The 13,416-nt window shown below is 72.8% G+C and carries 9 protein-coding genes and 1 pseudogene; 9 read left to right on the forward strand and 1 reads right to left on the reverse strand.

The features are described from left to right. Window positions 1-65: 65 nt before the first annotated feature. Window positions 66-1,064: a LysR family transcriptional regulator gene (locus ACWGJY_RS33580; protein WP_453264660.1), complete on the reverse strand. Its 999-nt coding sequence runs from the start codon at window positions 1,062-1,064 to the stop codon at window positions 66-68. Between the two features lie 126 nt (window positions 1,065-1,190). Here ACWGJY_RS33580 and ACWGJY_RS33585 point away from each other — a divergent pair, with 126 nt between their 5' ends. From ACWGJY_RS33585 to ACWGJY_RS33625, 9 genes and pseudogenes are all read left to right on the forward strand, one after another. After that, window positions 1,191-2,141, forward strand: a complete 951-nt coding sequence (locus ACWGJY_RS33585) for an EamA family transporter (RefSeq protein ID WP_453264667.1) — start codon at window positions 1,191-1,193, stop codon at window positions 2,139-2,141. Between the two features lie 372 nt (window positions 2,142-2,513). Further along, window positions 2,514-3,302 (forward strand): annotated as a pseudogene (locus ACWGJY_RS33590) (TIGR03084 family metal-binding protein); the annotation flags it as partial. Window positions 3,303-3,544: 242 nt separating this feature from the next. Then, window positions 3,545-5,311, forward strand: coding sequence for an acyclic terpene utilization AtuA family protein (locus ACWGJY_RS33595; protein ID WP_453264661.1), 1,767 nt, complete (start codon window positions 3,545-3,547; stop codon window positions 5,309-5,311). Next, window positions 5,308-6,906: an acyl-CoA carboxylase subunit beta gene (locus ACWGJY_RS33600; protein ID WP_453264662.1), complete on the forward strand. Its 1,599-nt coding sequence runs from the start codon at window positions 5,308-5,310 to the stop codon at window positions 6,904-6,906. The genes ACWGJY_RS33595 and ACWGJY_RS33600 overlap by 4 nt, the downstream gene beginning before the upstream one ends. Before the next feature lie 7 nt (window positions 6,907-6,913). After that, complete coding sequence (locus ACWGJY_RS33605) at window positions 6,914-8,902, forward strand: acetyl/propionyl/methylcrotonyl-CoA carboxylase subunit alpha (protein ID WP_453264663.1); 1,989 nt, start codon at window positions 6,914-6,916, stop codon at window positions 8,900-8,902. A gap of 81 nt (window positions 8,903-8,983) precedes the next feature. Further along, window positions 8,984-10,147 (forward strand): acyl-CoA dehydrogenase family protein, encoded by a 1,164-nt coding sequence (locus tag ACWGJY_RS33610; protein ID WP_453264668.1) that lies wholly within the window; start codon window positions 8,984-8,986, stop codon window positions 10,145-10,147. 143 nt (window positions 10,148-10,290) lie between these two features. Then, entirely contained in the window at window positions 10,291-11,880 is a 1,590-nt protein-coding gene (locus ACWGJY_RS33615; protein ID WP_453264664.1) for a 4-coumarate--CoA ligase family protein, read from the forward strand. Further along, window positions 11,877-12,647, forward strand: a complete 771-nt coding sequence (locus tag ACWGJY_RS33620) for an enoyl-CoA hydratase family protein (RefSeq protein ID WP_453264665.1) — start codon at window positions 11,877-11,879, stop codon at window positions 12,645-12,647. The genes ACWGJY_RS33615 and ACWGJY_RS33620 overlap by 4 nt, the downstream gene beginning before the upstream one ends. Continuing rightward, window positions 12,635-13,264 carry a TetR/AcrR family transcriptional regulator gene (locus ACWGJY_RS33625; protein WP_453264666.1) on the forward strand — a complete coding sequence of 210 codons (630 nt, stop codon included), beginning with the start codon at window positions 12,635-12,637 and terminating at the stop codon, window positions 13,262-13,264. Before ACWGJY_RS33620 ends, ACWGJY_RS33625 begins: the two co-directional genes overlap by 13 nt. Window positions 13,265-13,416 lie beyond the last annotated feature (152 nt).

Genomic DNA, 13,416 nt, shown 5'->3' on the forward strand with positions numbered 1-13,416 from the left:
CTTATGGAGCGAAGTCGGCAGTTGCATCCCATGGGGATGCGGGGCGGCGGCCCGCAGGCGTCTGCTCAGTCGGTGTCGGTGTCGGTGTCCGTGCCTGTACCGATACTGGTGCCTGTGCCTGTGCCTGTGCCTGTGCCTGTGCCTGTGCCTGTGCCTGTGCCTGTGCCTGTGCGGGCGCCGGTGCCGGTGCCCGGTGTGTCTCCGCCCGTCGTCCTTCCGATGACCTCGTGGGCCAGCCTGACCAGGTCCGGAATCCGCGGATGCCCCGGGCCGTCGCGCCAGGCGATGACCACGGGGACGGGCGGGGCATCGGTCAGGGGGACGTAGGCCATGGCTGGGTGGGGGTGCATTTCGGCGGTGGCGGAGGTGGTGACGCCCACGGCCCGGCCGCCGGTGATGGCGGCCAGCCAGTCGTCGGTGTTGCCGATGGTGATGGTCGAGGCGGGGCGGACCGGCGCGGGCCACAGGTCGAGCGTGGTGGTGCCGGAGACGGTGTTGAGGGCGATGGTGCGGTCCGTCAGCGCGGTGAGGGAGAGGGCGGTGCGGTGGGCCAGCGGGTCGTCGGCGGGGAGGCCGGCGACCCGGAGCTCGGTGGTGAGCTGGTCGGTGATCAGGCCGGGGGCGCGGACCTCGCCGCGCAGCAGGGCGGCGTCCACGTCGCCGCGGGCGAGGCCGGCCGTACGGTCGTCGATACGGAGGAGTTCGAGCGGGGTTTCCGGGTGCTCCTCGTGCCAGCGGCGCAGCAGGGCGGTGGTGTCCGTGCCGGCGGCCGACCAGGCATGGCCCAGGCGCAGTGGCCAGGCGGTGTGGTGTGCGTGGCGGAGCGCCCGGTCGAAGGCGGTCACCGCGATCGCGGCCTGGTCGCGGAAGGAGCGGCCGTCGGGGGTGAGCGCGAGGTGGTGGGTGGAGCGGTCGACGAGGCGGACGCCCAGTTCCTGTTCCAGCTGGCGCAGGGTGCGGGAGACGGCCGGCTGGGTCAGATGCAGGCGCTCGGCGGCGCGGGTGATGCTCAGGGTGTCGGCGATGGCGAGAAAGCAGCGGAAATGACGCAGCTCGGTGCTCATGCGTGCGGAGCATAACAACAGGGGAAATGGCATTTCACGGACCGGAAGAAGGCCCCGTAGCGTGGTGGCGTGAATGCATCGTCCGAGAGCCCCGATGGTCGTACCCCTGCCCCTCCCGCCCCCACTGTGCCCGCCGGTGACGGGGGGATTCCGCAGCCCGTACCGCCCTCGCCCGAGGTGCTGACGGCCGAGGCCCAGGCCGGGACCGCCGGGACCGCCGGGGCGGCGGATGCGCGCGGGCGGATCGCGTCGGTGGCGCTGGTCATCGGCGGGATCGTCTCGCTGCAGTTCGGCTCGTCGGTGGCGGTGCTGCTCTTCCCGCGGGCCGGTGCGCTGGGCGTGGTCACGCTGCGGCTGGCCGTCGCCTCACTGGTGCTGCTGATCGTCTGCCGTCCCAAGCTGCGCGGCCACTCGCGGGGCGACTGGGCCACGGTGCTCGCCTTCGGCGTCGCGCTGGCCGGTATGAACTCGCTCTTCTACCAGGCGATCGACCGCATTCCGCTGGGGGCCGCGGTCACCTTGGAGTTCCTCGGGCCGCTGATCCTTTCGGTGGCGACCTCGCGCAGGCTGTTGAGCCTGGTGTGGGCGGCGCTGGCACTGGGCGGCGTGGTGCTGCTGGGGCGCGAGGGGTTCGATGGACTCAACCTCACCGGTGCGGCGTGCGCGCTGGCGGCCGGCAGTCTGTGGGCCGCCTACATCCTGCTCTCCGCCCGTACGGGACAGCGCTTCCCGCAGGCGGACGGACTGGCGCTGGCGATGACCGTCGCGGCGCTGCTCAGTCTGCCGTTCGGCATCGTCAGCGCGGGCACCGCCCTGCTGAACCCGGTCACGCTGGGGCTGGGCGCCGCGGTCGCCCTGATGTCGTCCGTCATGCCCTACACCCTGGAACTCCTCGCCCTGCGCAAGCTCCCGGCCTCCGGATTCGCCGTGATGATGAGCCTGGAGCCGGCCGCCGCGGCGACCGCCGGCTTCCTCGTCCTGCACCAGGCGCTGGGCTGGGCCGAAGTGCTGGCGATCGGGCTGGTCGTGGCCGCGAGTGTGGGGGCGGTACGGAGCGCGGGGGCGGGCTCGCACTGAGCCGAGTCGAGCCAAGCCGAGCCGAGCCGAGCCCGGGTCACTTCCGACGGCGCCGCCCCCTCGCCTGAGCTGAGCCGGGTCAGCCACTTCCGACAGCGGCCCGCGCTGTCCCGCCGTCCCGCTGTCCCGCCGTCCCGCTGTCCCGCTGTCCCGCTGTCCCGCTGTCCCGCTGTCCCGCCGTCCCTCGGCGCCATCGCAGCATCGTGGCATCGCGTCAGCGGTGGTGTCTCAAAGGCATGGGTGGGTCGGAAAATCATGCAGGCATGCTTGATTGTTTCTTGCCGCGCTGCCACTCTCGGAGCCGTACCGCACCACAACGCCTGTCAACCTGCCCTGGCCGTCGGCCATATGGGGCCGACGAGGGAGTGTCGCGTGTCCGATCCCGGCGCCGTACTGGCGGATCTCAGGGCGGAGAGCGAGGAGCTGGACGCGCTGGTCGCCGGGCTGCCGGCCGAGCGCTGGGCGGTGCCGACGCCCGCCGAGGGCTGGACCCTCGCCCATCAGATCGCCCATCTCGCCTGGACCGACCGGCAGGCACTGCTTTCGGCCACCGACCCCGAGGCCTTCGTACGGGCCGCGCAGGAGGCGCTCGCCTCGCCGCTGACCTTCGTCGACGAGGCCGCCGAGGCAGGCGCGAAGACCCCGCCCGCCGAACTGCTCGCCGCCTGGCGCGCCGGGCGCGATGAGCTGCTGCGGGCGCTCGCCGCACGCCCGGCGGGCGAGAAGCTGCCGTGGTACGGCCCGCCGATGAGCGTGGCCTCGATGGCCACCGCCCGGCTGATGGAGACCTGGGCGCACGGGCAGGACGTGGCCGATGCGCTGGGTGTCACCTGCGCTCCCACCGTCCGGCTGCGGCATATCGCCCGGATCGGGGTGCGGACCCGTAACTTCGCCTATGCGACGCACCAACTTGCGCCTCCCGAAGAGGAGTTCAGGGTCGAGCTGCGGGCGCCGGACGGCACGGTGTGGGAGTACGGGCCGCCGGCCGCCGGGCAGCGGGTGACCGGGGACGCGCTGGAGTTCTGTCTGCTGGTGACCCAGCGGGCCCATCGTGACGACCTGCCGTCCCTGCGGGCCGAAGGGGCGGACGCGGACCGGTGGCTGGGAATCGCGCAGGCCTTCGCGGGCCCGCCGGGGAAGGGCCGTGAGCCGTCGGGGAAGGTCGGTAAGCCGTCCGCGCATGGTGGTGAACCATGTGCACATGGCCGCGAGCCGTCCGGAAACGGCCGTGAGCCGTCCGCACATGGCCGCGAGCCGTCCGGAAACGGCCGTGAGCCGTCCGCACATGGCCGAGAGCCGTCCGGAAACGGCCGTGAGCCGTCCGCTGAGGGGCGCGAACCGTCCGCAAAAGGTCGCGAACCATCCGCAACGGGCCACGAGCCGTCCGGGAAGGGCGACGCCTCATGAGCGGCCGGCGCCCCGTGAACGGCGCGGGCCCGATAGCTGACCCGGCACCCGCACGCCCCGTAGGTGCCGACCCCGCCATCCTCCGTATCGGCAATGCCTCCGGCTTCTACGGAGATCGCTTCGATGCCCTGCGCGAGATGCTCACCGGCGGCCCCCTGGACGTCCTGACCGGCGACTACCTCGCCGAGCTGACCATGCTGATCCTTGGCCGGGACCGTCTGAAGGACCCCACGCGCGGCTACGCCAAGACCTTTCTGCGGCAGCTGGAGGACGGGCTCGGGCTGGCCGTGGAGCGCGGGGTGCGGCTCGTCACGAATGCCGGCGGGCTGAATCCGGCCGGTCTGGCCGATGCCGTAAGGGAGTTGGCGGACAAGGTCGGGGTGTCCGTCAGCGTGGCGCATGTGGAGGGCGACGATCTGCTGGCGCGCGGGGGGTGGGGCGACGGTGTGCTGACGGCCAACGCCTACCTGGGCGGCGGGGGGATCGCCGCATGTCTGCGGGCCGGTGCGGACGTGGTGGTGACCGGGCGGGTCACCGATGCCGCGCTGGTCAGCGGCGCGGCACAGGCGCACTTCGGCTGGCGGCCGCAGGATCTGGACCAGCTGGCCGGGGCGGTGGCCGCCGGGCATGTCCTCGAATGCGGCACCCAGGCCACCGGCGGCAACTACTCCTTCTTCGGCGCCCATGACCTGCTGCGGCCCGGCTTCCCGCTGGCCGAGATCGCCGCCGACGGCAGCGCGCTGATCACCAAGCACCCGGGAACCGGCGGCGCGGTCACCACCGGCACGGTCACCGCCCAGCTGCTGTACGAGACGGCCGGCGCCCGCTATGCCGGGCCCGATGTGACGGCGCGGCTGGACACCGTACGGCTGACGGAGGAGGGGCCGGACCGGGTCCGGATCGACGGGGTGCGCGGCGAGGCGCCGCCGCCGACGCTCAAGACCGGGCTGACCCGCCTCGGCGGCTGGCGCAACGAGGTCACCTTCGTCCTGACCGGGCTGGCGGTGACGGCCAAGGCGGCGCTGGTCCGCCGGCAGATGGAGGCGGCCTTCGACGCGGCGGGGAACCGCCCGGCCGAGGTGCGCTGGACGCTGGCCCGCACCGACCGGGACGACGCGGACGTCCAGGAGGAGGCGAGCGCGCTGCTGCGGCTGGTGGTGCGGGACACCGACCAGGACGCGGTGGGGCGGGTGGTGAGCGGCGCCGCGGTCGAGCTGGCGCTGGCCAGCTACCCCGGCTTCCATGTCACCGCGCCGCCCGGCAAGGGCACCCCCTACGGGGTCTTCGAGGCGGTGGCGGTGGACGCGGCCGAGGTGCCGCAGCTGGCCGTACTGGCGGACGGCACCCGGGTCGGCATCCAACCCGCTCCCGATACAAGGGAGTTGAGGAGAGTGTCCGATCCGGCGCTGCCCGAGCCGCTGCCCGCCGGGCCCACCCGGCGCGGGCCCCTCGGCCGGGTCGCCGGTGCCCGTAGTGGTGACAAGGGCGGTTCGGCGAATGTCGGGGTGTGGGCCCGTACCGACCAGGCCTGGCGCTGGCTGGCGCATGAGCTGACCGTCGAGCGGTTCCGGCACCTGCTGCCGGAGACCGCGGAGCTGCCGGTCGACCGGCACGTACTGCCGAATCTGCGTGCGCTCAACTTCGTCGTCGACGGGCTGCTCGGCGAGGGCGTCGCGGCCCAGGCCCGGTTCGATCCGCAGGCCAAGGCCGTGGGGGAGTGGCTGCGCGCGCGGCACATGGACATACCGGAGGTGTTGTGGTGACCGTGCTCGCAACCGGGCTCGACCCGGCGGGCGCCGAGTACGCGGAGCGTCGTGAGGCGATGCTCGCGAAGCTGGCGGAGGTCGAGGCCGAACACGCGAAGGCGATCGCGGGCGGCGGTGAGAAGTATGTCGCCCGGCACCGGAAGCGCGGCAAGCTGCTCGCCCGGGAGCGGATCGAGCTGCTCGTCGACCCCGATACGCCGTTCCTGGAGCTGTCGCCGCTCGCGGCCTGGGGCAGCGACTATCAGGTCGGGGCCTCGCTGGTCACCGGCATCGGCACCGTCGCGGGCGTGGAGTGCCTGATCACCGCCAACGACCCGACGGTGCGCGGCGGCGCCAGCAACCCCTGGACGCTGAAGAAGGCGCTGCGGGCCAATGAGATCGCCTTCGCCAACCGGCTCCCGGTGATCTCGCTCGTCGAGTCCGGCGGCGCCGATCTGCCCAGCCAGAAGGAGATCTTCATTCCGGGCGGGGCGCTGTTCAAGGATCTCACCCGGCTGTCCGCGGCCGGCATCCCGACCGTCGCCGTGGTCTTCGGCAACTCGACCGCGGGCGGCGCCTACGTCCCCGGGATGTCCGACCACGTGATCATGGTCAAGGAACGCGCGAAGGTGTTCCTGGGCGGGCCGCCGCTGGTGAAGATGGCGACCGGCGAGGAGAGCGACGACGAGTCGCTGGGCGGCGCCGAGATGCACGCCCGCACCTCCGGACTCGCGGACTACTTCGCGGTGGACGAGCCGGATGCGCTGCGCCGGGCCCGGCGGGTGGTCGCCCGCCTCAACTGGCGCAAGGCGCAGCCCGATCCGGGGCCCGCCGACCCGCCCGAGTACGACGAGGAGGAGCTGCTCGGCATCGTCCCCGGCGACCTCAAGGCGCCGTTCGACCCGCGCGAGGTCATCGCCCGGATCGTGGACGGCTCGGACTTCGACGAGTTCAAGCCGCTCTACGGGCCGAGCCTGGCCACCGGCTGGGCCGAGCTGCACGGCTACCCCGTCGGCATCCTCGCCAATGCGCAGGGCGTGCTCTTCAGCGAGGAGTCCCAGAAGGCCGCACAGTTCATCCAGCTGGCCAACCAGCGCGACATCCCGCTGCTGTTCCTGCACAACACCACCGGCTACATGGTCGGCAAGGAGTACGAGCAGGGCGGCATCATCAAACACGGCGCGATGATGATCAACGCGGTGTCGAACTCGAAGGTGCCGCACCTGTCCGTCCTCATGGGCGCCTCGTACGGCGCCGGGCACTACGGCATGTGCGGCCGCGCCTTCGATCCGCGGTTCCTGTTCGCGTGGCCGAGCGCCAAGTCCGCCGTCATGGGGCCGCAGCAGCTGGCCGGGGTGCTCTCGATCGTCGCCCGCGCCTCGGCCGCGGCCAAGGGGCAGTCATACGACGACAAGGCCGACGCGGGGTTGCGCGCCATGGTCGAGCAGCAGATCGAGTCGGAGTCGCTGCCGATGTTCCTGTCGGGGCGGCTCTACGACGACGGTGTCATCGACCCGCGCGACACCCGGACCGTCCTCGGCCTGTGTCTGTCCGCCCTCCACAACGCGCCGGTCGAGGGCGCGCGGGGCGGCTTCGGCATCTTCCGGATGTGAGGCAGAAGTGATCCGTTCCCTCCTTGTCGCCAACCGCGGCGAAATAGCCCGGCGGGTCTTCCGCACCTGCCGTGAGCTGGGTATCTCCACCGTCGCCGTGCACTCGGACGCGGATGCCGGCGCCCCGCACGTCCGCGAGGCGGACACCGCCGTACGGCTCCCGGGCGACGCCCCGGCCGACACCTATCTGCGCGGCGATCTGCTCGTACGGGCCGCGCGGGCCGCGGGCGCCGACGCGGTCCACCCCGGCTATGGCTTCCTCTCCGAGAACGCCGGGTTCGCCGCGGCGGTGGCCGACGCGGGTCTCGCCTGGATCGGACCGCCGCCCGCCGCGATCGAGGCCATGGCGTCCAAGACGCGGGCCAAGGAGCTGATGGCCGGGGCCGGGGTGCCGCTGCTGGCCCCCGTCGACCCCGGGCAGGCCACCGAGGCCGATCTGCCGCTGCTGGTGAAGGCGGCGGCGGGCGGCGGCGGCCGCGGGATGCGCGTGGTCACCGAACTGGCCGCCCTGGAAGGCGAGTTGAAGGCGGCGGCGGCCGAGGCGGCGTCCGCGTTCGGGGACGGGGAGGTGTTCGTCGAGCCGTATGTCGTGGGCGGACGTCATGTCGAGGTGCAGATCCTCGCCGACGCACACGGGACGGTCTGGACGCTCGGCACCCGCGACTGCTCCCTCCAGCGCCGCCACCAGAAGGTCATCGAGGAGGCCCCGGCCCCCGGGCTCGCCGAGGAGCTGCGCGACACCCTCCACCGGGCCGCCGAACAGGCCGCCCGCGCCATCGGTTACCGGGGCGCGGGCACCGTGGAGTTCCTGGTCTCCGCGGACGGGCGGGCGTACTTCCTGGAGATGAACACCCGCCTCCAGGTCGAGCACCCGGTCACCGAGGCCGTCCACCGCCTCGACCTGGTCGCCCTCCAGCTGAGCGTCGCCGAGGGCCGCCCCCTGGACGCCGAACCGCCGCGCCCGCAGGGGCACGCCGTGGAGGCACGGCTCTACGCGGAGGACCCGGCGGCCGGCTGGCAGCCGCAGACCGGCACCCTGCACCGCCTGGAGCTGCCCGACGGCGTCCGGCTGGACTCCGGTGTGACCGACGGTGACACCATCGGCGTCCACTACGACCCGATGCTCGCCAAGATCATCGCCTGGGCGCCGAGCCGGGACGAGGCCGTACGGAAGCTGGCGGGCGCCCTGGAGCGGGCCCGCATCCACGGCCCGGTCACCAACCGCGAGCTGCTCGTACGGTCCCTGCGCCACCCGGAGTTCACCGACCCCGGCGCCCTGGACACCGGCTTCTACGACCGCAACCTCGCCGCACTGACCAAGAACGGCGACGGCGGGGCGGGCGTCTTCGCGCTCGCCGCGGCCCTGGCCGACGCACACGGCCGCTCCCGCTTCGGCGGTTTTCGCAACGTCCCCTCCGGACCGCAGGTCAAGACGTACGCCTGCGCGGGCACCGAGTACGAGATCCGCTACCGGCTCGGCCGGGACGGGCTGTCGGCCGAGGGCTTCCCGGACGTGCGGCTGCTGACCCTCGGACCGGACGAGGTCGTGCTCGAAGTGGACGGACTGCGGCGGCAGTTCGCGGTCACCCGCTACGGCGACCGGGTCCATGTCGACGCGCCCCCCGCCCCCGGCGGGGGAGCCCCCGCACCCGGCTCCTACGCCTTCACCGTGCTGCCCCGCTTCCCCGATCCCACCGCCCGTACGGAGCCCGGCTCACTGCTGGCGCCGATGCCCGGCACGGTCGTCCGGATCGCAACGGGCCTGACCGAGGGCGACCAGGTCGAAGCGGGGCAGCCGCTGCTGTGGCTGGAGGCGATGAAGATGGAACACAAGATCACCGCCCCGGCGGCCGGCACCCTGACCGCGCTGCCCGTCAGCCCAGGACAGCAGGTCGAGGTGGGGGCCCTGCTGGCTGTCGTGGCCGAGACGGCCGTGACCGAGACGGCCGTGGCCGGGGAGACCGCGGCCGGGGAGACCGTGGCGGACGCGGGCTGATCCCGCGCCGCCCGGCTTCCTCCGTACGCGCATCACCCGCACCCCACCCACCGCACACAAGGAGCCGTCATGAGCAGTGCCATGAGCAACCCTGTGATCGAGACCGAGGAACACCGCGCCCTGCGCAAAGCCGTCGCCGCACTCGGCAAGCGCTACGGCCGCGCATACTTCGCCCGTGCCGTGGCCGAGGGGGCGCACACCGACGAACTCTGGGCGGAGGCAGCCAAGTCCGGCTACCTCGGCGTCAACCTCCCCGAGGAGTACGGCGGCGGAGGCGGCGGCATCGTCGAACTCTCCCTCGTACTGGAGGAGCTGGGGGCGGCCGGCTGCCCGTTGCTGATGCTGGTGGTCTCGCCCGCCATCTGCGGCACCGTCATCGCCCGCTTCGGCACCGAGGACCAGAAGCGCACCTGGCTCCCGGGCCTCGCCGACGGCTCCCGCAAGATGGCCTTCGGCATCACCGAACCGGACGCCGGGTCCAACTCGCACCGCATCACGACCACGGCCCGCAAGGACGGCGCGGACTGGGTCCTCAACGGCCGCAAGGTGTTCATCTCGGGTGTGGACATCGCCGACGCCACACTGATCGTCGGCCGCACCGAGGACGCCCGGACCGGCCGCCTCAAGCCCTGTCTGTTCATCGTCCCCCGTGACACCCCGGGCTTCGGCCGCAGTCCGATCGCGATGGAACTCTCCGCCCCGGAGAAGCAGTTCGAACTGACCCTGGACGAGGTCCGGCTGCCCGCCGGGGCGCTGGTCGGTGACGAGGACGCCGGACTCCTCCAGCTCTTCGCCGGGCTCAACCCGGAGCGGATCATGACCGCCGCCTTCGCCCTCGGGATGGGCCGTTACGCCCTCGACCGGGCCCTCGACTACGCCCGTACCCGCCAGGTGTGGAAGGAGCCCATCGGCGCCCACCAGGCCCTCGCCCACCCCCTGGCCCAAGCCCATATCGAGCTGGAACTCGCCCGGCTGATGATGCAGAAGGCGGCGCACCTCTACGACGCGGGCGACGACATGGGTGCCGGCGAGGCCGCCAACATGGCCAAGTACGCGGCGGCCGAGGCCGCGGTGCACGCCGTCGACCAGGCCGTGCACACCCTCGGCGGCAACGGCCTCACCCAGGAGTACGGCCTCGCCTCGATGATCACCGCCGCCCGGGTGGCGCGGATCGCGCCGGTCAGCCGCGAGATGATCCTCAACTTCATCTCGCACCAGTCGCTGGGGCTGCCCAAGTCGTACTGAGCACGCCATGCTGCCCGTGCCGGCCGGCGGCCCCGCCCCCGGCCGACCGGACGGACCCGTAACCGGACCACCGCCGCACCACCCCGCCGTACCCCGCACCGCTCCGCCCCGCCATACCCACCGTCGAAGGGAAAGGCCCCGGCATGGTGTCCCACGTCTTCCACAGCGAGTACGCCGACGTCGCGCCCGTAGAGCTGCCGATCCACGAGGCCGTCCTCGGGCGGGCGGCGGAGTACGGTGAGCGGCCCGCCCTGATCGACGGGCTCGACGGCACCACCCTCAGCTACGCCCGGCTGGACCACTACAGCCGCCGGCTCGCGGCCGCCCTGGCCGCGGCCGGGGTACGCAAGGGCGAGGTAGTGGCCCTGCACAGCCCGAACAGCGTGCTCTTCCCGGTCGTGTGCTACGCCGTCTCACGCTGCGGGGCGGCGGTCACCACCGTCCATCCGCTGGCCACCGAGGGCGAGTTCACCAAGCAGCTGAAGGACTCCGGGGCCCGCCGGCTGGTGACCGTATCGGCGCTGCTGGACACCGCACGGGCCGCCGCACGGCAGGCCGGCGGCGTCGCCGAGATCCTCGTCTGCGACCGTGCCGAGGGCCACCGCTGCGTGCAGGACCTCCTCGCCTGCACCGACCCGGAACCGTCCGTCACCCTCGACCCGGCCGCCGACCTGGCCGTACTGCCCTACTCCTCCGGCACCACCGGCACCCCCAAGGGCGTGATGCTCACCCACCGCAGCATCGCCACCAACCTCGCCCAGCTCACCCCGCTGGTCACCAACAGCCCCGACGACCGGGTGCTGGCCGTGCTGCCCTTCTTCCACATCTACGGGCTGACCGCCCTGATGAACGCCCCGCTGCGCAACGGCGCCACCGTCGTGGTGCTGCCCCGCTTCGATCTGCGGCAGTTCCTGGCCGCGATCGAGGAGCACCGCATCACGGCCGTCTATGTCGCGCCCCCGATCGTGCTGGCCCTCGCCAAACACCCCCTGGTCGCCGACTACGACCTCTCCTCCCTGCGGTACATCGTCTCCGCCGCGGCACCCCTGGACGCCGAGCTGGCGGCGGCCTGCTCCCGGCGGCTCGGGCTGCCGCCGGTCCTGCAGGCGTACGGGATGACCGAGTTGTCCCCGGGCACGCACGTCGTGCCGCTCGACGTGCCGCATCCGCCGCCCGGCGCCGTCGGCAAGCTGATCCCCAATACGGAAATGCGGCTGGTGTCCCTGGAGACCGGTGAGGACGTGCCGCCGGGGGAGAGCGGTGAGATCCTCATCCGCGGCCCGCAGATCATGAAGGGCTATCTGGGGCGGCCCGCCGAAACCGACGCGATGATCGACCCCGACGGCTGGCTGCACACCGGCGACATCGGGCGGGCGGACGACGACGGCTGGCTGTATGTCGTCGACCGCGTCAAGGAATTGATCAAATACAAGGGCTACCAGGTCGCCCCGGCCGATCTCGAAGCGCTGCTGCTCGGGCATGACGCCATCGCCGACGCGGCGGTCATCGGCGTCGTGGACACGGACGGCAACGAGGTGCCCAAGGCATTCGTGGTCCGGCAGCGGGGGGCCCGGCTGAGCGAGGACGAGGTCATCGCGTACGTTGCCGGACAGGTCGCCCCGTACAAGAAAGTGCGCCGCGTGGAATTCCTGGACAGCGTGCCGCGCGCCACCACCGGAAAGATCCTGCGGCGCGAACTGCGCGCCAGGGAAAGGAGTTCGACGGCCCGATGACCGACGCACCCGCCACACCGCTGGTGGCACGCACCCATGAACAGGGCATCACCACCCTCACCCTGGACTCCCCGCACAACCGCAACGCCCTTTCCACCCGGCTGGTCGCCGAACTGCACCGGGCGCTCGCGGACGCCGCGGCCGACGACGCCACCCGCGCCGTCGTCCTCACCCACACCGGCGGCACGTTCTGCGCCGGTGCGGACCTCTCCGAGGCCACCTCGGGCACGGCGACGGACGGGCCGCTGGGCCTGGCCCGGCTGCTGCGCGGCATCGTGGCGCTGCCCAAACCGGTCGTCGCCCGGGTCACCGGACACGTCCGGGCCGGCGGCCTGGGCCTGCTCGGCGCCTGTGACATCTCCGCGGCCGGTCCTGACGCCACCTTCGCGTTCACCGAGGCCCGGCTCGGCCTCGCCCCCGCCGTCATCTCCCTGCCGCTGCTGCCGCGGCTCGACCCGCGCGCCGCGGGCCGCTACTACCTCACCGGCGAGAAGTTCGGCGCGGCGGAGGCGGCCAGGATCGGCCTGGTCACCCTCGCGCCCGATGACGTCGATACCGGCCTCGCCCCCGTACTGGACGGGCTGCGCAAGGGCTCACCGCAGGGCCTGGCCGAGTCGAAGAAGCTGGTCACCGCCGAGGTGCTGGCCGTCTTCGACCGGGACACCGAGGCGCTCGCCGAACAGTCCGCGCGGCTCTTCGGCTCCGCCGAGGCCCGCGAGGGCATGACCGCCTTCCTGGAACGGCGGGCCCCGGCATGGGCGCGCTGACCCCCGCCCACGGCCCCAAGCAGCCCCAGCAGGAACGCAGTCGCGCCACCCGCCTCAAACTGCTGGAAGCCGCCGTCTCCTGCCTGGCCGAGCACGGCTGGAGCGGCAGTACGGTCTCCGTGGTCGCCGAGCGGGCGGGTGTCTCCCGGGGCGCCGCCCAGCACCACTTCCGCACCCGCGAGGACCTCTTCACCGCGGCCGTCGAACACGTCGCGGACAAGCGCCAGGGCGCGGTCAAGGCGGTCGCCCACAACCTGCCGCCGGCCGGCTCGATGGCCCGCACCTGGATCATCGTCGAGGAGCTCGTCGGCCTCTACACGGGGCCGCTGTTCCGCGCCGCACTGCATCTGTGGGTGGCCGCCTCCGACGAGGAGCAGCTGCGCGAGCGGGTCACCGCCCTGGAGGCCCGGGTCGGCCGGGAGGCACACCGCACGGCGGTGGCGCTGCTGGACGCGGACGAGGCCGTGCCCGGCGTCCGGGAGACGGTCCAAGGACTGCTCGACATGGCCCGGGGGCTGGGGCTCGCCAATCTGCTGACCGATGACAAGGCCCGTCGCGACCGGGTTGTCGAACAGTGGGCGAAAATCATCGACGCCTTGCTGGCCCCTGCCGATTAGGGGCCTTCCCACGTTTTTGGCTTTCCCGCCGTGGGGGCTTCTCGCCGTTGCGCCTGCGGCGGGCCGGTCCGCTGCGCGGGGCTTTCGGGTGCCGGTGCCGGGTCTCCGCGGGTGGGTGTCCGGACTGCTTCGCTTTACGTCCGGACACCCAC

Source organism: Streptomyces sp. NPDC054765 (genome assembly GCF_053612065.1).

Excerpts from the sequence above, each read along its gene's own strand:
- ACWGJY_RS33580 (WP_453264660.1), bottom strand. The coding sequence starts at position 1,064 with ATGAGCACCGAGCTGCGTCATTTCCGCTGCTTTCTCGCCATCGCCGAC.
- ACWGJY_RS33595 (WP_453264661.1), top strand. The coding sequence starts at position 3,545 with ATGAGCGGCCGGCGCCCCGTGAACGGCGCGGGCCCGATAGCTGACCCG.
- ACWGJY_RS33610 (WP_453264668.1), top strand. The coding sequence starts at position 8,984 with ATGAGCAACCCTGTGATCGAGACCGAGGAACACCGCGCCCTGCGCAAA.
- ACWGJY_RS33615 (WP_453264664.1), top strand. The coding sequence starts at position 10,291 with ATGGTGTCCCACGTCTTCCACAGCGAGTACGCCGACGTCGCGCCCGTA.
- ACWGJY_RS33620 (WP_453264665.1), top strand. The coding sequence starts at position 11,877 with ATGACCGACGCACCCGCCACACCGCTGGTGGCACGCACCCATGAACAG.
- ACWGJY_RS33625 (WP_453264666.1), top strand. The coding sequence starts at position 12,635 with ATGGGCGCGCTGACCCCCGCCCACGGCCCCAAGCAGCCCCAGCAGGAA.